The 18,381-nt window shown below is 65.6% G+C and carries 11 protein-coding genes; 5 read left to right on the top strand and 6 right to left on the bottom strand.

Translation table 11 applies throughout. The features are described 5' to 3' along the window. Positions 1-26: 26 nt before the first annotated feature. A complete protein-coding gene (gene pmbA / locus C8C96_RS10920; protein ID WP_121942327.1) occupies positions 27-1,469 on the bottom strand; it encodes a metalloprotease PmbA in 1,443 nt (480 codons plus the stop codon). 64 nt (positions 1,470-1,533) lie between these two features. Between pmbA and yjgA the strand changes: the two genes are divergently transcribed. The 3 genes from yjgA (at position 1,534) to C8C96_RS10905 (ending at position 3,916) form a co-directional block, all read left to right on the top strand. Then, positions 1,534-2,205: a ribosome biogenesis factor YjgA gene (yjgA, locus tag C8C96_RS10915; RefSeq protein ID WP_099730855.1), complete on the top strand. Its 672-nt coding sequence runs from the start codon at positions 1,534-1,536 to the stop codon at positions 2,203-2,205. Beyond that, entirely contained in the window at positions 2,198-2,797 is a 600-nt protein-coding gene (mog, locus tag C8C96_RS10910) for a molybdopterin adenylyltransferase (RefSeq protein WP_121942326.1), read from the top strand. The genes yjgA and mog overlap by 8 nt, the downstream gene beginning before the upstream one ends. A 63-nt stretch (positions 2,798-2,860) precedes the next feature. Next, entirely contained in the window at positions 2,861-3,916 is a 1,056-nt protein-coding gene (locus C8C96_RS10905; protein WP_121942325.1) for a hypothetical protein, read from the top strand. Positions 3,917-3,948: 32 nt separating this feature from the next. Here C8C96_RS10905 and cysE read toward each other — a convergent pair whose 3' ends face one another. Continuing rightward, complete coding sequence (gene cysE / locus C8C96_RS10900; protein ID WP_056058188.1) at positions 3,949-4,731, bottom strand: serine O-acetyltransferase; 783 nt, start codon at positions 4,729-4,731, stop codon at positions 3,949-3,951. A 36-nt stretch (positions 4,732-4,767) separates the two neighbouring features. Continuing rightward, positions 4,768-5,580 carry an RNA methyltransferase gene (locus C8C96_RS10895; protein WP_121942324.1) on the bottom strand — a complete coding sequence of 271 codons (813 nt, stop codon included), beginning with the start codon at positions 5,578-5,580 and terminating at the stop codon, positions 4,768-4,770. Between the two features lie 176 nt (positions 5,581-5,756). Between C8C96_RS10895 and C8C96_RS10890 the strand changes: the two genes are divergently transcribed. Next, positions 5,757-6,710, top strand: coding sequence for an inositol monophosphatase family protein (locus C8C96_RS10890; protein WP_121942323.1), 954 nt, complete (start codon positions 5,757-5,759; stop codon positions 6,708-6,710). Positions 6,711-6,910: 200 nt separating this feature from the next. Here C8C96_RS10890 and C8C96_RS10880 read toward each other — a convergent pair whose 3' ends face one another. From C8C96_RS10880 to C8C96_RS10870, 3 genes are read right to left on the bottom strand one after another with little or no spacing between them, the layout of a single operon-like run. Further along, positions 6,911-8,041, bottom strand: coding sequence for a two-component system response regulator (locus C8C96_RS10880; RefSeq protein ID WP_121942321.1), 1,131 nt, complete (start codon positions 8,039-8,041; stop codon positions 6,911-6,913). Between the two features lie 24 nt (positions 8,042-8,065). Next, positions 8,066-12,934, bottom strand: a complete 4,869-nt coding sequence (locus tag C8C96_RS10875; protein WP_121942320.1) for a PAS domain S-box protein — start codon at positions 12,932-12,934, stop codon at positions 8,066-8,068. Positions 12,935-12,979: 45 nt separating this feature from the next. Continuing rightward, complete coding sequence (locus C8C96_RS10870; protein WP_233584216.1) at positions 12,980-15,526, bottom strand: bifunctional diguanylate cyclase/phosphodiesterase; 2,547 nt, start codon at positions 15,524-15,526, stop codon at positions 12,980-12,982. A gap of 198 nt (positions 15,527-15,724) precedes the next feature. On the opposite strand from C8C96_RS10870, the gene mutS reads away from it, so the two are divergent. Further along, positions 15,725-18,343, top strand: a complete 2,619-nt coding sequence (gene mutS / locus C8C96_RS10865; RefSeq protein ID WP_121943974.1) for a DNA mismatch repair protein MutS — start codon at positions 15,725-15,727, stop codon at positions 18,341-18,343. Positions 18,344-18,381: the final 38 nt, after the last annotated feature.

The raw sequence follows: 18,381 nt of genomic DNA, 5'->3' as shown, positions 1-18,381 counted from the left end.
GTATCCGCCTGCTGCGGGCACGAAGATCAGCTGCCCGCCACCTTCATGCGGTTGACCAGGATCGAACCCACCGTCTTGGCACCATAGTTGTAGGCATCGGCACCCACGGCCTCGATGCCCTTGAGCATGTCCTTGAGGTTGCCTGCAATGGTGATCTCGTGCACTGGGTAGGCGATCTTGCCGTTCTCGACCCAGAAGCCGCTCGCGCCGCGCGAATAGTCGCCCGTGACGTAGTTCACGCCCTGGCCCATCAGCTCCACCACAAACAGGCCCGTGCCCAGCTTTTGCAGCATGGCGTCCAGGCTGTCGCTGGCTTGCGTGAGGCGCGATGTCATCACCAGGTTGTGCGAGCCTCCGGCGTTGCCCGTGGTCTTCATGCCCAGCTTGCGGGCCGAGTAGCTCGACAGGAAGTAGCCCTGCACGCGACCACCCTGCACCACCTTGCGCGGTGCCACGCGCACGCCTTCTTCGTCAAACGGCGAGCTGCCCTTGCCACCCAGGATGAAGGGGTCTTCCAGGATGTCGATGTGCTTGGGAAAGACCATCTTGCCCAGCGAGTCGAGCAAGAAGCTGCTCTTGCGGTACAGCGAGCCGCCACTGATGGCCTGCACAAAACCGCCCAGCAGGCCAGCGGCCAGGGTCGACTCAAACAGCACGGGGCATTGCGTGGTAGGGATCTTGCGGCTGCCCAGGCGGCTCAGCGCACGCTGCGCGGCGTAGCGGCCCACGGCCTCGGGCGAGGCCAGATCGGCTGCGTTGCGCATCGAGCTGTACCAGGCGTCGCGCTGCATTTCGGCGTTCTTGCCGGGCAACGAGGCGATGGGAGCCACCGAGAAACTGTGGCGCGAGCTGGCATAGCCCCCGCGAAAGCCGCGTGTGTGAGCGCTGAAGAAATGGCTTTGCTGGGCCGACACGCCAGCACCTTCGCTGTTGGTGATGCGGCGATGCGTCTTGAAAGCCGCGGCCTCGCAGGCCTTGGCCATCTCTGCGGCTTCTTCGCTGGTGATGGCCCAGGGGTGGAAGAGTTGCAGGTCGCGGTGCGTCTCCTGGGGCGCGATATCGTCGGCATCGGGCAGGCCAGCCACGGGGTCTTCGGCCGTGAAGCGGGCGATGTCGTAGGCCGCTTGCACGGTCTGCTCGATGGCCTTGGTAGAAAAGTCCGACGTGCTGGCGTTGCCTCGGCGGTGGCCGATGTAGACCGTCACGCCCAGCGACTTGTCGCGGTTGCGCTCCACATTCTCCAGCTCGCCCTTGCGCACGCTGACCGACAGGCCACAGCCCTCTGACGCCTCGGCGCCCGCGTCGGTCGCACCGAGCTTTTTGGCATGGGCCAGGGCGCGGTCCACCAGGTCTTCAAAAAACGGGCGGCTGTAGCTGAAGCCGCTGTCAGGGGTGCGGGAGGTGGCAGCTGCGGGCACAGCAGCCAGCGCGCCGGGGGTGCGCGGGGCGCGGTTGGAGGGTTTGTTCATAGCGGCAGCTATGATACTTGCCACTGCGGCGCACCCTGCGCCCGCCTCTCTTTGCCCCCACCCCATGTCACGCAAACCCAAAAAAGGCTACTTTGTGCGAGGCCAGTTTGTTGCCGAAGGCAGCGAACTGGACATTCAGCTCAAGGCCGAACTCAAAGGCACGCCCGATGCCAGCCGCACCGATCTCAAGCGCGAGAGCGACGAACTGCAGGACCTGGGCAAGGAGCTTTTGAACCTGCGCGCCGACCTGTTCGACGCCGTGGGCCTGCCCGACAAACTGGTGGAGGCGCTGGCCGAGGCCAAGCGCATCACCAACTTTGAAGGCAAGCGCCGCCAGATGCAGTATGTGGGCAAGCTCATGCGCAAGCTCGAACCAGAGCTGGTGCAGGCCGCCCGCCAGGCGCTGGAAGAACAGCACAAAGGCTCTGCCACCGAAAAGCTGCAACTGCATCTGGCCGAGCAATGGCGCGACCGCCTGATTGCCGACGACGATGCACTGGCCCCCTGGATGGCCGAGCATCCCGACACCGACACCCAGCAACTGCGCGCGCTGATCCGCCAGGCCCGCAAGGATGCGCAGCCTGCGGGCAAGGAGGCCAACGTCCAGGTCTCGCAAGGCCTGGCGCCCCGCAAGGGCCGTGCATACCGCGAGCTGTTCCAACTGGTGCGCGAGCACCTGGGCGGCACCGGCACGGCAGATGCCAGCGACACCGACGAGGACAACGACGATGAGTGAAGCCGTCCACGACGCCGTCAAGATCGGCATCGTCTCGATCAGCGACCGCGCCAGCACCGGTGTCTATGAAGACAAGGGCCTGCCTGCCTTGCAGGACTGGCTGACGCGCGCGCTGCACAACCCCATCACCTTCGAGCCTCGCCTGATCCCCGATGAGCAGGCCGGCATCAGCGCCACGCTGATCGAGCTGGTGGACGCTGGCTGCAGCTTGGTGCTGACCACCGGAGGCACCGGCCCCGCGCTGCGCGACGTGACGCCGGAGGCCACGCTGGCCGTGGCACACAAGGAGATGCCGGGCTTTGGCGAGCAGATGCGCCAGATCAGCCTGAAGTTTGTGCCTACCGCCATCCTCTCGCGCCAGGTCGCTGTGATCCGAGACCAGAGCCTGATCATTAATCTGCCTGGTCAGCCGAAGGCGATTGCCGAGACGCTGGAGGGGCTGAAGGACGCCAACGGCCAGCAGATCGTGCCGGGCATCTTTGCCGCCGTGCCTTACTGTGTGGACCTGATCGATGGGCCGTACCTGGAAACGCGGGATGAGGTCTGCAAGGCGTTCCGGCCCAAAAACGCTGTCCGACCCAAGACCGCCTGAACCGCCTGCGGGCCAGCGCTGGCCCACGGGCGGAAGCTCCCCCCATCGCCCATCACGCAGACGATGAAGTACCTTGCCTTCGCCCTCCCCCATCTGCTGATAGTCGCCCTGGCCTTGTGGATGTATGTGCGCATACGCGCCATGAAACAGCGCCAGGATGCGCTGGTGAAAGACCTCAAGGGCCGGCACTACTGGCGTATCAACCTGGCCCGCCCCGCATTTTTTGGACGCTGGATGCGGCTTATGGCTTTCGAAGCCAAGGGCGTGCTGATCGACGATGGAGAAGCATTCCGCATCCGGGGGCATTGGGCCAAGACGGGCAAGGCTTTCGAGTCGTTGGTGCCCAAATCGGGGCTGAAGGTCGAGTGGCTGGGCAACCAATCCATCAAGACGGGCAACATCCACTGGGCTCGGCTGGACACCCCCAAAGGCCAGGTGCTGTTCACCGCCGATACCGGCTGGAGCGCCGGGCCGTCGCGCGAGGCCTTGTGCGACATCTTCCGCTCGGCGTTCCCCGACTATCCGCTGGACGAAGAGAACACACACGATTTCGCACTGGAGAAGAACCCTCGCAGCCTAGGCGCGACGGTGCTGTTCCTGGGCCTGATGCTGTTTGCGCTGCTCGACAGCTTTGTGTTCTCCGGCTACGAGCTGACGGATGCGCAGCTCTTCAGCATCCTGCGCTCGCCCCTGACCTGGCTGGTGGCGTCGGTGGGCATCGCAGCGTTGGTGGCACTGTGCTACCGCTTCTTCGCTGCAGGGCGCATCCCCTCGCGCGAATCGATGGCGCTGGCCCTGATGCTGGGCGCCGTATCGGCCGGGGCTGCCCTGCCGGTGCTCAAGCGGGTAGACCAAATGCTGGCAGGCTCGGTGTCAGAAGACCACGCATACCGCCTGTCGGGCACCTATCGGCTGGAGCCCATCGACACCGCGCAGGGCCTGCCGCCACTGAAGTTTCCGCGCATGCGGGACTATTGGGAGCAATGGCCCGATGGCAGCGAACACCGCATTCCGCTGATGCACGGACCGCTGGGGCTGTGGCAACTGGACCACGCAAAGTTTGATCCGCCCATCGTGGCTTTCTACGAAAAGAAGAGCAGCAAGCCTGGCAAGCACTGAGCCCGCAGTGCCCCCACGCAACGGCAGGAAGCCTACTTGCCCACCAGCTCGTTGAGCTTGCCCGCCTCGAACTGCTCCTTGATCGCCGCGTCACAGGGCACGCAGTCCTTGGCCTGCAGGTTGGCGGCAGAGAGCTTTTCGATCGCCTGCCACAAGAGCGCGATCTGGTGCTCTTGTGACGAGGCGTTGTCGATCAGCCCACGCATGGCCTGCGAGAGCGGATCGTCCTCCTGCGTGATGCCATAGGCCGTGAATTTGCGCGATGGCTGGGGTTCGGTCACGTCGGCGCTCTGGCCTTCCTTGGACGGAATGATGCGTGCCGGGATGCCCACGGCCGTGGCGCCAGCGGGCACGGGTTTGATGACCACGGCATTGCTGCCGATCTTGGCGCCGTCGCCCACTTCAAAGCCGCCCAGCACCTTGGCGCCTGCACTCACCACCACATCTTTGCCCAGCGTGGGGTGGCGTTTGGTGCCCTTGTAGAGCGAGGTACCGCCCAGGGTCACGCCCTGATAGATGGTGCAGCCATCGCCGATCTCGGCGGTTTCGCCCACCACCACGCCCATGGCGTGGTCGAAGAACACGCGCTCGCCGATCTTGGCGCCGGGATGGATCTCGATGCCGGTGAACCAGCGCGCAAAGTGCGAGATGAAGCGCCCCAGCCACTTAAGGCCGTGGTGCCAGCACCAGTGCGCGGGGCGGTGCAGCCAGATCGCGTGCAGGCCCGGATAACAGGTGATCACCTCCCACGTGCTGCGCGCGGCAGGATCGCGGTCGAGGATGCACTGGATATCGGAGCGCAAGCGGGCGAGCATTGGTTGTTATGGTTATTTGTAAATGGGCTGCACAGTCTATCGTTTCGCCTGCGCCGTCTCGATCATGGCTTTGGCGACACCTCTCAAGATGTGGATTTCCTCGGGGCTGAGCTGCGCGCGGTTGAAAAGCTGGTTAAGGCGGGGCATGAGCTTCTTGGGCGCGGCCGGGTCCAGGAAACCGATGGATGTGAGCGCCTGCTCCCAATGGCCCAGCATGCCCGCCACCTGGGCAGCGTCGGCCAACGCACGCGGCGGGGTGGCGTCCTGCACCGCAAAGCCGCCCAGCGCCTGGCGCCACTCGTAGGCGATCACCTGGATGGCCGCCCCCAGGTTGAGCGAGCCGAAGCCGGGGTTGGTGGGAATCGACAGCGCCACGTGGCAGCGGTACACATCCTCGTTGGTCATGCCAAACCGCTCCGAGCCAAAGAGAAAGGCCACACCGGCCTGTGGGGCTGCACTTGGGTCTGCAGCGGTGTCGTCGGCTGCGTTTTGAGGGGTTTTGGCCTCTTGTGCCAGTGTTTCATGCCTGAGTAGCTCACTTTTTAATAGCGCTTCAAAGTGCGTGCGCGGCGCTGCGGTAGGGGGGCCAAAATCGCGTGGCGTCATGGCCGTGGCGCACAGGTGGCTGATACCGTCGAGCGCCTCGTCCAGCGTGGCGACGATGCGTGCGTTGTTCAGCACATCGAGGGCGCCGCTGGCGCGCTGGATGGTTTCCTCGCGCCTGAGCACGTTAGCCCAGCGGGGAGCGACCAGCACCAGGTCGTCAAACCCCATGGTTTTCATGGCACGGGCGGCGGCGCCCACATTGCCGGCGTGGCTGGTGTTGATCAGGACAAAACGGGTCTTCATGGACAGGCGGAGCGAGAGGGGGGAAAGCGGCCGGTTAGGCAAAAAAGGGCACTGCGGGTAAAATCCCGCCCTCTATTGTCGCCGCCCGCATCGCCGGGACGGGTCGGACCTCCCCGCTCATCCTGTACGCAGACGCCCGCGCCATCTTGGCCGCGCGCTGCCAACCACCACAATTTATGTCGTCCAATCTGCACCCCATGCTCAACGTGGCCATCAAGGCCGCACGCGCCGCCGGCGCCATCATCAACCGCGCGGCCCTGGACGTGGAATCGGTGCGAATCTCGCAAAAGCAGATCAACGACTTTGTGACCGAGGTGGATCACGCCTCCGAAAAGATCATCATCGAGACGCTGCTGACGGCCTACCCCGGCCACGGCATCCTGGCTGAAGAGTCGGGCAAGGAATACGGCGCCAAGGATTCAGAATTTGTCTGGATCATCGACCCGCTGGACGGCACCACCAACTTCATCCACGGCTTCCCTGTGTACTGCGTGAGCATCGCGCTGGCCGTCAAGGGCAAGATCGAGCAGGCCGTCGTGTACGACCCCACCCGCAACGACCTGTTCACCGCCACCAAGGGCCGCGGCGCCTACCTCAACGAGCGCCGCATCCGCGTCTCCAAGCGCACCCAGCTCAAGGACTGCCTGATCTCCACCGGCTTCCCCTTCCGCCCAGGCGACAACTTCAAGAGCTACCTGAACATGATGGCCGATGTCATGCAGCGCACCGCCGGCCTGCGCCGCCCCGGCGCCGCTGCTCTGGACCTGGCCTACGTGGCTGCGGGCTTCACCGACGGCTTCTTTGAAACGGGCCTGTCGATCTGGGACGTGGCAGCGGGCTCGCTGCTGGTGACCGAGGCCGGCGGCCTGGTGGGCAACTTCACGGGCGAGGCTGAATTTCTGGAGCAGCGGGAGTGCCTGGCAGGCAACCCCCGCATCTACGGCCAGCTGGTGCCGATCCTGGGCAAGTACAGCAAGTTTGCGAGTGCTGGCGACAAGGCGGCTGTGCGCCAGGCGGCTGCGGCTGATGCGCCTGCCACCGACACCCAAGACACCAATGAAGGCGCGGAAGCAGCAGAACCAGCAGCCCCGAAGGCCGACGCCGCCAAGGGCGAAGACGCGCCCTTCTAAATCCATTCCCGCACGCAGCCATGAAGCCTGGGCACGATGTGCCCTAGGCGGGTCTCGTAGCTGGACCGTGCAGCGGGCGGGGCATACACGAGTGCAGCGGCGCAAGGGCCGCCCCGCCGCGCTGGCTGCGTTCCCCTTCCCGCATTGCGCAGCAATGCGAGAGAAGGGGGAAGCGACGAAGTCGCTCAGGGGGTTGTCCGCTACGCCGGGTCGGGATACTTCTGCGCGATGCTGCGGAAGTCTTCTGCAATGTCCACAAACGCGTCCACCATGTCGGGGTCAAAGTGCGTGCCCTTGCCCCGCACGATGGTGTTACAGGCCTGGTCGTGCGAAAACGCAGGCTTGTACACGCGTTTGCTGATGAGCGCGTCGTACACATCGGCCACCGCCATCAGGCGCGCCGACACCGGGATGGCGTCGCCCGCCAGGCCCTGCGGGTAGCCAGAGCCGTCCCACTTCTCCTGGTGGCTGTAGGCGATCTCCTTGGACACGCTCAAAAAGGCCACGCGCATGCCCAGGCGCCGCTCGGCCTCGTCAATGGCATTGCGGCCCAGCGTGGTGTGGGTCTTCATCACCTCGAACTCCTCCACCGTGAGCTTGCCGGGCTTGAGCAGAATGCTGTCGGGGATGCCGATCTTGCCGATGTCGTGCAACGGGGCCGACTTGTACAGCAGCTCGATCATGCGGTCATTCAGCACATGCTCAAAACGCGGGTGGTGGCGCAGGCGCTCGGCCAGGGTCTTCACATACAACTGGGTGCGGCGGATGTGGTTGCCGGTCTCGTTGTCGCGCGTTTCGGCCAGGGAGGTCATGGCCATGATGGTCACGTCCTGGATGGCCTGCACCTCCAGCGTGCGCATGGCGACCTCCCGCTCCAGGTAGGCGCTTTTGTCGCGCAGAAAATCGGCCGTGGCCTTGAGCGCCAAGTGCGTGTTGACGCGCGCGAGCAGGATCGGCGGACTGATGGGTTTGGTGATGTAGTCCACAGCACCCAGGGCCAGTCCCATGCGCTCGTCGTCGGTGTCGGAACGCGCCGTCAGGAAGATCACCGGGATGTCGCGGGTGGCAGGCGCCTCCTTGAGGCGACGACAGACCTCGTAGCCATCCACCTCGGGCATCATGATGTCCAGCAGGATCAGATCGGGCGGCGTGGCCGACTGGGCAATCTTGAGGGCCTTCTCTCCATGGTTGGCCACCTTCACCAGATAGTGCTCGCGCAGCAGGCTGCCCATGAGCGTGAGGTTCTCGGGCGTGTCGTCCACCACGAGCACGGTGGCAATCGGCTTGTCAACCAAGGTCGCCGGGCTGGAGGCAAAAGGCGCGTTGTCCATGCAAATGTCCTGCGTGAATGCCGTTCATGGGGTTTCGAGGGCCGGAGATTCAGAGCCTGGCACCGCAGCCAGGGCTTCCAGCGCCTGCTCGAAATCGAAATTCAGGGTGTGCTTTTCAACGACCTGGAAGGCGCTGCCCAGCGCCGCCTTGAGCACCACACCATTGTGTTGGAAAAATTCAGTGGCTGCAGGATCGTCCTGCTCCAGCAGGTGGCGCAAGTGCTGCCCTGCCTCGGCGGGCGTCATGCCGGCCCCCGGCGCCCTCGCAGTGGGCGCCAAACCTGATTCAGGTGTCGTTCCCGCCTGCACGGCCTGCAGCACCCAGTCCTGCAGCCCGTGCAGCAAGGGCTGCAGCGCAGCCCGCAGCTCAGCCAGCAGCGGCACGATGGCCTCGTTGCCATGGCGAAAGCGCAGCGCGTGCTCCAGCGCCTGCGCGCGGTCCGACACGGCCTGTGCGCCAATATTGGCTGCCACTGACCGCAGCGTGTGGGCCAGGCGTTCGGCCAGTGCGACATCGTGCACCGCCAGCGCACGCTGCAGCTCTGGCAACACCGGAGCCTGCCCTTGCACAAAGCGGCGCAGCATCTCGGCGTACAGCCCTGTCTTGCCCAACGCGCGCTGCAGGCCCAGTTGGGTGTCCAGCCCCGGCAGATCAGGGACATCCACCGGCAGCCACCCTGCGGCCGCTGCACTGGTGGCCGCTACCGGCGCGGCCACTGGAGCCGCACTGCTGCGAGCGGGCACAACCGCCGCACCGAGACCCTGGCGGGGGCGGATCCAGCGTGCCAGCGCGGCCCACAGGGCCGCAGGTTCGATGGGCTTGGCAACATGGTCGTTCATGCCCGCCGCAAAGCAGCGCTGGCGGTCCGCCTCCATGGCGTTGGCCGTCATGGCGATGATGGGCAACTGCGCGTAGCGCGGGTTGCCGCGCAGCAGTCGTGTGGCCGTCTCGCCATCCATGATGGGCATCTGCATGTCCATCAGCACGGCGTCGTAGTGCTTGCGCTCGATGTGGTCGATGGCGATCTGCCCGTTCTCGGCCACGTCGACGGCAAAGCCCGCGTCAAGCAGCAGCTCCATGGCCACCATCTGGTTGAGTTCGTTGTCCTCGACCAGCAGCACGCTGGCGCCCCGGATGTCCAGCGGCAGCTCGTCAGCAGCGGGGGCGGGAGTGGCCGCACGGCGCCCCTCCGTGCCCGATGCCTCCAGCGGCTGCATCAGGGTGTCGAACAGCAGCGAGGCATTCACGGGCTTGATGAGCACGGTTTCGATGCCCTGCGCACGCGCGGCCCGCATCACGTCCTCGCGCCCGTAGGCCGTGACCATCAGCATCTGCGGCACCTTGGGCATGCCCAGGCTGCGAATGTGGCCCGCCAGCTCCACGCCGTCCATGCCTGGCATGTGCCAGTCCAGCAGCAACAGGCCAAACGTCTGGTGCTGTGCCATGGACTCGCGCAGCCGGTCCAGCGCCTCCAGGCCCGAATGCGCCTGCTCCACCACAAAGCCCATCGCCTGCAGCATGTCGGACAGCACCGTGGCAGCGGTATGGTTGTCGTCCACCACCAGCACCCGGGTGCCCCGCAGGTCGGGCGGAGGTAGCAGCACACGCGCCGCTGCACCACGCTCCAGCGGCACCGACACCCAGAAGGTGGAGCCCTTGCCGAAACGGCTCTCCACGCCCACCTCTCCGCCCATCAGCTCTGCCAGGCTCTTGCAGATCGCCAGCCCCAGGCCCGTGCCACCATAACGGCGCGTGGTCGAGGTGTCGGCTTGCTGGAAGCTCTGGAACAAGCGCCCCATCTGCTCGTCCGTGAGCCCGATGCCGGTGTCGCGCACCTCGAAACGCAGCCGGACCTGGTTGCCCATCTCCTCCAGCAAGCGCACGGCAATGCTGATCTCTCCGGATTCGGTGAACTTGATGGCGTTGTTGGCGTAGTTGATGAGGATCTGGCCCAGGCGCAGCGCATCGCCCACGAGGTTAGGGGGCACATCGCTGGCTACATCGCAGACCAGCTCCAGCCCCTTGGCTCCGGCCTTGTAGCCCACCACATCGGACACGCTCTCCAGCATGCGGTCGAGCAGAAACGGCTGACGCTCCACCACCAGCTTGCCCGCCTCGATCTTGGAGAAGTCCAGGATGTCATTGATGACCCCCAGCAGGTGCTGGCCCGCCTGCTGGATCTTGCTCACGTAATCGTGCTGGCGTGGACTCAGGCCCGACTTGAGTGCCAGGTGCGACATGCCGATGATCGCGTTCATGGGTGTGCGGATCTCGTGGCTCATGTTGGCCAGGAAGTTGGACTTGAGCGCGGTGGACTCCTCGGCCAACTCCTTGGCACGGCGCAGCTCCTGTTCAGCACGCTGGCGGTCGGTGATGTCCACGAACGTACCAATGGTGCCGCCGGGTGTGCCATCGGGGCGCGCAAAGCCATGCAGCCAGAACAGCGTATGGTGCAGCTCGCCGTCGGCATAAGGCAAATCGACCTCGCGGTGCACCTTGCGCTCGCCCTCCATGGCCTGTATCGCGTCCTGCTCGAAGCGCGTGCGGGTCTCCTGCGGCAGATAGTCCAGATCCATCACCGTCTTGCCGATGAGCGCCTCGCGCGAAACGCCAAAGGCGTGCTCATAAGCACGGTTCACGCCGATGTAGCGCCCGTCCGCGCCCTTGTAGAAAAGGGGCACCGGGATGGCGTCGATCAACGCCTGCTGGAAATCGAGCTGCCCGGCCACCTGCTCCTCCAGGAGCTTCTGGTCGTGGATGTCCACATTGACGCCCACCACCCGCACCGGCTGGCCCTGGGCGTTGCGGAAGATGCGCGCGGCCTCCAGAAACCAGCGCACCTCGCCATCGGGGCGCACGATGCGCCAGGAGTCGCGCAGGTAGTCCTCGGTGCCTGCAAGGCAACTGTCGAAATAAGCGCTTGCCTGGTCGCGGTCTTCCGGGTGCAGGCAGTTGAGCCAGAAGTCGCGCCCATCAGGCTGGGTTCCGGGGGGCAGGCCCATCATCTGGGCCAGCTTGTCCGACCAAAGGATCTCGCCGGTGACCAGGTTCAGGTCGAACACCCCGATCTTGCCCGCTTCCTGCGCCAGCTCCAGGCGTTCCTGGGCCTGCTGGATCACGCGCTCGGCACGCCGCTGCTCGCTGACATCTTCAATGACCCAGATCGAGGCGGTGCCAAAGTCGTCCATCTTGACGCTGCGGCCCGCCAGGCGCGCCTCGAACTGGCTGCCATCCAGCCTGCACAGGGTAGCGGTCTCGCGCAAGGCCTGGCCCGAGGCCAGTGCCGGCGTGACGCGGGCAGTGAACAGGTCGGCATGGCCCGTCCCGCCAAACAGCACCGACACCCCCAGACCCAGCAGCTGTGATGCGGTACCACCCATGAGATCCACAAACGCCGGGTTGAACTGGCGGAACTGTCCGTCGCACACCATCACGATGGGCGGTGCGTTGTCGAAGATGGCAGTTTGCTGCTCCAGCAGTTCGTTGAGCAGGCGTTCGCGACGCTCCAGCTCCTTTTGCGCCTGGATGCGTTCGGACACGTCCTCGTGAAGGCCCACGATGCCGATGCGCTTGCCCCGCCCATCAAACACGGGCGATAGCGTGGCCTCGTCGTGGTAGATGCTCCCGTCCTTGCGCCGGTTGACGAACTGGCCCTGCCAGGACTTCCCCGACAGCAGCGCGGACCACATCAGCTGGTAGGTCTGCGCGGGCGTCTGTCCACTGGCGACCAGCGATGGCTTTTTGCCACGCACCTCGTCCAGCGAATAGCCCGTGTTGCGCTCATACTGGGGGTTGACCCAGTCGATGCGGCCGTCGCCATCGGTGATGACCACGGACACCGGGCTGCTCTCCAGCGCCGTACCCAGCACCCTGAACCGCTCCAGTGCACTGGCCACCCGGGCACGACTGCGCAGCAAGTCCAGCAGCAGCAGGCCCAGCAGGCACAGCAGCACAAAGGCCACCGCCCCAATGCGCGCGCGCTGCGTCGACGACATCAAGGCGCTGATATCGTCCAGCGCCACCAGCTGCCACTCGCCCCCCGGGTCGTGCCAGTCAATGGCCCGGCGTTCGACAGCGTAGGTCACGCCGTTGATCTGGACATCTCCGGTATCGGCCGCAAAGGGCAACGCCGAAGCCACGCCATTGTCGAAATGCCGGCCGAACTGGCGTGTGGCGCGGATGGCATCGATACGCGCCTGCGTGAGCGGCGGCGCCACCGCGAACTGCCATTCGGGGCGCGTGGCGGCAAACGCCACGCCCTGCGGCGACAGCAGCACCATGGGCAGGCCCGCGCGCTTGAGCAGCAGGTCCACCGGCTCAAAACCCACCTTGAACATCACCACACCGATGATGTTGCTCGATGGCGTGTCGCTTTCATAGAGTGGCGCTGCGTAGTACAGCCCACGCTCCTGGGTATTGCTGCCAATGGCGGCATACACACTGTTGGCGCCCTGGATGGCCTGCTGGAAGTACGGGCGGAATGCAAGGTTCAGGCCCGTGGATCGTTCGCCAGGCGTCTCGTGCGCTACCACGGTGCCATCGGCAGACATTACGTACACGCCTTGCACCAGAAAGCGCCCGCGCGCCACGGCCAGGCGGGACAGTGCCTCGGGGTGGTCAGGGGGCAAACGGCCCAGCGCCATGTCCTTGAGCAAAGGCTCGCTCAGGCCCATCAGCGACACCGCCCCGAGCATGGAGCCGCCAGTGGTCTGGGCTTGCAGGGCATCTGCCGTCTGGTGCAACACGCGTGAACGCTCGGTCGCCCGCTCGCCCGCACGCCAGTGCTGTGCACCCTGCACCACCATCACTGCGCCGATCAATGCCAGGGCCACCACCAGCAGCAGGCCACGGATGCCGGGGGCGTTACGGTCCACAAGCTTGTCAAACCACATGCCTACGCCCTTGCCACGCAGGCCAGCCACACCGCAGACGTACCGTCAACCAGCTGGATACAGCAATGCATCGATAGCCTCCGCTGGCCCCGGCCTTCCAAACAGATACCCCTGGAACCCCTCGCACCCGTGCAGCCTCAGGAACGACAGCTGCCCCGTCGTCTCCACCCCCTCCGCCACCACCTCCAAATCCAGGCTCTTGGCCAGCGCCAGGATCGTCCGCACGATCGCCGCGTCGTTCGGGTCCGTCAGCACGTCCCGCACGAAGCTCTGGTCGATCTTCACCTGGTCCAGCGGCAGGCGCTTGAGGTAACTCAGGCTGGAATAGCCAGTGCCAAAGTCATCGAGCGCAAAACCCACGCCTTCGCTCTTGAGCTGCACCATGCGCGCGATGGTGTCTTCGATGTCGCCCAGCAGCAGGCTTTCGGTGAGTTCGAGCTTGAGTTGCCGGGGGTCTGCGTTGTGGTTCTTCAAGGTTTGCAGCACTTCGGCCACGAAGCCGGGTTGCCGGAATTGACGGGCGCTGACGTTGACGGAGATGGACAGGTGGGCGGTGTCCGGGTGTTGGCTCCAGCGCTGCAGTTGTTCACAGGCGGTCTGGAGCACGTATTCGCCCAGGGGGAGGATGAGGCCGGTCTGTTCTGCCAGGGGGATGAAGTCGCCGGGGCTGATCATGCCGCGCTGGGGGTGGCGCCAGCGCACCAGGGCTTCTGCGCCCAGCAGGCGGGCGTGGTGGTCCACGACGGGCTGGTAGTGCACGAGCAATTCGCCCCGGGCCAGGCCCTGGCGCAGGTCGGCTTCGAGGTTGGAGCGGGCGTTGACGGCCGCCTGCATGTCGGGGTCGAAGAAGCGCTGGGTGTTGCGTCCTGCGGCTTTGGCCTGGTACATGGCCAGGTCGGCGCGCTTGAGGAGTTCGTCCACGGTGAGGCGTTCGTCGCCAAAGAGGGTGATGCCGATGCTGGGGGTGCTGTAGTGCTGGGCGCCGTCCAGGTCAAAGGGCTGGTTCAGGCTGGCCAGGAGTTTTTCGGCGACGGTTTCTGCCTGGGTGGCGGCGTTTTGCAGGTCGGGGGCCAGGGCTTCGAGCATGACGACGAATTCGTCGCCGCCGAAGCGGGCCACGGTGTCGGCTTCGCGCACGCTGCCCACCAGGCGGGCGGCGACCTGGGCCAGGAGCTGGTCGCCCATGTCGTGGCCCAGGGTGTCGTTGAGGTCTTTGAAGTTATCGAGGTCGATGAACAGCAGGGCCCCGAGGTTCCTGGTGCGCTGGCAGGCGGCGATGGAGCGTTGCAGGCGGTCCAGCAGCAGGCGGCGGTTGGGCAGACCCGTGAGCGCGTCGTAGAACGCCAGGCGTTCGATCTCTTGTTCGGCCAGCTTGCGGTCTGTGATGTCCATGGTGAAGCCATGGGACACCACCGAGCCATCGGCCTCGCGGTGTGGAATGGCGTTGGTCATGTGCCAGCGCACGCTCCCGTCATTCATCCGCACACGGTATTCGCACTGCCAGGGCACCAGCTTGCGCACCGACATCATGGCCGAGCGCTGCACCAGCGGCAGGTCTTCAGGCACCACGCGGTGCATGAGCACGCCGTGGTCGGCCGTGACCTCGTGTGGCTCCACGCCCATGAATTCGCGCACGGCATCGCTGATGTACTGCACGCTGGTGCCACCATCGGTATGCAGCCGGTATTCGTAGATGAAGCCGGGGATGCGGCTGGCAATGCGCTGAATGAACAAGAGTTGCTCGCGCAATTGCTCCGCAGCGCGGTGCTCGTCCGTCACATCCTGCACCACCCCCATGACGACCTGCACGCCATCGCGCGGCAGCGTGCGTTGAACCCGCGAACGCATCCAGCGCACCTCGCCATCTGGCCGGCGCCAGCGGTACTCCACATCCAGGCCAGATCCCCGTTCTCGGATCTTGTCGAACACATGCCGGTCTTCCGGCAGGATGCCACTCACCGCGCGCTCGGGGTCCACCCATTCCTGCTGCTCAAACCCGGCGATGTTGCACAGCCCTGGCGACCAGAGCAGCACGGTTTCGCCTGGGTCTTCAATGCGCCGCCAGTGGCCGGTGCGCGCCAGGCTCTCCATGGTGTTGAAAACGTCGGTCTGCTCGCGCAACTCGCGCCGCACTTCTTCCAGCGCACGCTCGGATGCGGCCAGTGATACCCGCAAATTCTCGGCTTCAGAGGCATCGCGCACCGTGACCACGATGCAGTCATTGGTCACGCGGCGGGCCGACAAGTCCCAGGCCAGCAACAGCCGACCGGGCTCGCGCACCACCTGGCGGCACTCCAGCGGAGCCCCCACGCGCACCACGCCGAGCAACTGGTCCAGCAGCGGCGTGTTGGCCAGCAGGTCAAACACCTCGGACGCATCCACGCCCGGATGCCGTACCGCTCCCAGCCCTGGCATTCGCCGTGCCGCAGCGTTGGCGGCCAGCAGCAGCAGGCGGCCGTCTTGCAGACGAAACTCCATGAGCGCCACCGGCACCGCGTCCACCAGCGCTTGAAGGCGCGCCTGCGCCATGGGCTCAATGAGGCCTTCCCCGGTAGGGGCGAGGAGGTCGGTCAACAGTTCGGACGAAATCACGGTCGCTCTGAAGCCTCTGAATCCTGGGGTTGAAACACCAACTCTCGACGGAGGGTGGCTCCGTTCAGGGTCAAGCTGCCAGCATACAGCCAAGAGTATGTCAAAACGTAACATCTTGGCAGAACGCAGTGGAATTGCCCAGGGGGAAACCCGATGACCAAACTGCTACAGTCCACGCCTCATTCCCGCCACCCCTGCATGTCCGACACGCTCGAACACCACACACCCATGATGCAGCAGTACCTGGCCCTCAAGGCCGGGTACCCCGAGACGCTTCTGTTCTACCGCATGGGCGACTTCTACGAGGTCTTCTGGCAGGACGCAGAAAAGGCGTCGCGTCTGCTCGACATCACGCTCACCCAGCGCGGCCAGTCGGGCGGCCAGCCCGTGCTGATGGCGGGCGTGCCGTTCCATGCGCTGGAAAACTACCTGGCCCGCCTCATCAAGATGGGCGAGTCGGTGGCCATTGCCGAGCAGGTGGGCGAGGTCGGTGCGACCAAAGGCCCCGTGGAGCGCAAGGTGGTGCGCGTGGTCACACCCGGCACGCTGACCGATACCGAACTGCTGTCCGACAAATCCGAATCGCTGCTAATGGCCGTGCACCAGGCGCCCCGCGCGCGCTGCGGCCTGGCCTGGCTGAGCGTGACGCAGGGCCGCGTCTTCCTGGCCGAATGCGCGCACGATGAACTCGGCGCCTGGTTGGCCCGCGTGGCGCCCAGCGAGCTGATCTACAGCGCGGGGGTGACCGAACGCTTCGAGCAGCAACTGCAGGTGCTGCGCCAGGGCGGCGCCTTCACCTGCCCCATGAGCCCCCGGCCCGACTGGCAGTTCGACAGCGCCCTGGGCGAACGCAAACTGCTCGAAAACCTGGGCGCCGCTAGCCTGCAGGCCTGGGGCGCGCAAGACCTGGGCGAGGCCCACGCCGCCGCCGCCGGGCTGCTGACCTACGCCGAGCACACGCAGGGCCGCACCCTCACCCACGTGCACAGCGTGCAGGTGCAGCGCAACGACGACCTCATCGACCTGCCCGCCACCACGCGCCGCAACCTGGAGCTGGTCAAGACCCTGCGCGGCGACGACGCACCCACCCTCTTTTCGCTGCTCGACACCTGCATGACCGGCATGGGCAGCCGCCTGCTCAAGACCTGGCTTCTGGAGCCCCAGCGCGACCGCGCCGAGGCGCGCCAGCGCCTGTCGGCCACCACGGCCCTGCGCGGTGCGGGTGGCGCGGGTGGTGGCAGTGGCCCCTGGGCGACGCTGCGCAGCGAACTCAAGGGCGTGAGCGATGTGGAACGCATCACCGCCCGCATCGCCCTGCGCCAGGTGCGCCCGCGCGAATTGGTGGGACTGGGCAAAACGCTACAAAAAGCAGAGCTACTAGCGCTTAATGGACAGGCGCTGGAGCCTTATTTGATTCAAATTTTTGGCCATCTGCAGCCGCCCGAGGGCTGCACCGGCCTGCTGCAGGCCGCCATTGCCGAGGAGCCCGCCGCCCTGGTGCGCGACGGCGGTGTGATCGCCAACGGCTTCGACACCGAGCTGGAGGAACTGCGTGCCATCCAGACCAACTGCGACGCCTTTCTGCTGGACCTCGAAACGCGCGAAAAAGCCCGCACAGGCATCCCCAACCTGCGCGTGCAATTCAACAAGGTGCATGGTTTCTACATTGAAGTGACCGGCAGCCACCTCGACCGCGTACCCGACGACTACCGCCGCCGCCAGACGCTGAAGAACGCCGAGCGCTTCATCACACCCGAGCTGAAAACCTTCGAGGACAAGGCCCTGTCGGCCAACGAGCGGGCCCTGGCCCGCGAAAAGTGGTTGTACGAGCAGATCCTCGACCAGCTCCAGCCCCACGTGCCCGCCCTCACCCGCCTGGCGCAGGCGCTGGCCACGCTGGACGTGCTGTGCGCGTTGGCCGAACGCTCGCTCACGCTGAACTGGTGCGCGCCGCAGTTTGTACCCGAACCCTGCATCGAGATCGAAGGCGGCCGCCACCCCGTGGTCGAAGCCCGGCTGGCCGAGACATCGAGCGGCAGCTTCATCGCCAACCACACGCGCCTGAACGCCAACACGCGCATGCAGGTCATCACCGGCCCCAACATGGGCGGTAAATCGACCTACATGCGGCAGGTCGCGCTCATCGTGCTGCTGGCCAGCATGGGCAGCCATGTGCCCGCCGCCAGTTGCCGCCTGGGGCCCATTGACGCCATCCACACCCGCATCGGGGCAGCCGACGACCTCGCCAACGCGCAATCCACCTTCATGCTGGAGATGACCGAGGCCGCGCAGATATTGCATGCCGCTACGCCGCACAGCCTGGTGCTGATGGACGAGATCGGCCGGGGCACCAGCACGTTTGACGGGCTGGCCCTGGCCAGCGGCATTGCCACGCACCTGCACGACAAGACCCGCGCCTTCACGCTGTTTGCCACGCACTATTTCGAGTTGACAGACCTGCCCGCCAAGGCGCGCCACGCCATCAACATGCATGTGAGCGCCACCGAGAGCGGCACCGACATCGTGTTCCTGCACGAGATCCAGCCCGGACCGGCCAGCCGCAGCTACGGGATTCAGGTGGCCAAGCTGGCGGGCATGCCGTCGCCCGTGCTGCACCACGCAAGGCATGCGCTGGCGGCGCTGGAAGAGCGGGCGGGTGAAGATGAATTGCAGGTGGACCTGTTCGCCGCGCCCGAGGTGCCCGAGAGCGCGGGCGCCAGCCCTCTCGAGGCCGCGCTGGCAGGCATCAACCCCGACGCTCTGAGCCCGCGCGAAGCGCTGGATGCGCTGTACCAGCTCAAGAAGATGGCAGGCTGACCCGTTCCCCACGGGCACAGGCCGGCCCAGCGCACACC

The sequence above is a fragment of the Acidovorax sp. 100 genome (genome assembly GCF_003688355.1).
GTDB lineage: Bacteria > Pseudomonadota > Gammaproteobacteria > Burkholderiales > Burkholderiaceae_C > Acidovorax > Acidovorax delafieldii.
Note: the sequence above shows the minus strand (reverse complement) of the source record. Positions and strands in the feature narration are given on the sequence as shown.

Bases quoted from the DNA above. Each gene is read 5' to 3' on its own strand.
- C8C96_RS10895 (WP_121942324.1), bottom strand. From the start codon at position 5,580: ATGAAGACCCGTTTTGTCCTGATCAACACCAGCCACGCCGGCAATGTG.
- C8C96_RS10880 (WP_121942321.1), bottom strand. From the start codon at position 8,041: ATGGACAACGCGCCTTTTGCCTCCAGCCCGGCGACCTTGGTTGACAAG.
- C8C96_RS10905 (WP_121942325.1), top strand. From the start codon at position 2,861: ATGAAGTACCTTGCCTTCGCCCTCCCCCATCTGCTGATAGTCGCCCTG.
- cysE (WP_056058188.1), bottom strand. From the start codon at position 4,731: ATGCTCGCCCGCTTGCGCTCCGATATCCAGTGCATCCTCGACCGCGAT.
- mog (WP_121942326.1), top strand. From the start codon at position 2,198: ATGAGTGAAGCCGTCCACGACGCCGTCAAGATCGGCATCGTCTCGATC.
- C8C96_RS10875 (WP_121942320.1), bottom strand. From the start codon at position 12,934: ATGTGGTTTGACAAGCTTGTGGACCGTAACGCCCCCGGCATCCGTGGC.
- pmbA (WP_121942327.1), bottom strand. From the start codon at position 1,469: ATGAACAAACCCTCCAACCGCGCCCCGCGCACCCCCGGCGCGCTGGCT.
- mutS (WP_121943974.1), top strand. From the start codon at position 15,725: ATGTCCGACACGCTCGAACACCACACACCCATGATGCAGCAGTACCTG.
- C8C96_RS10890 (WP_121942323.1), top strand. From the start codon at position 5,757: ATGTCGTCCAATCTGCACCCCATGCTCAACGTGGCCATCAAGGCCGCA.
- yjgA (WP_099730855.1), top strand. From the start codon at position 1,534: ATGTCACGCAAACCCAAAAAAGGCTACTTTGTGCGAGGCCAGTTTGTT.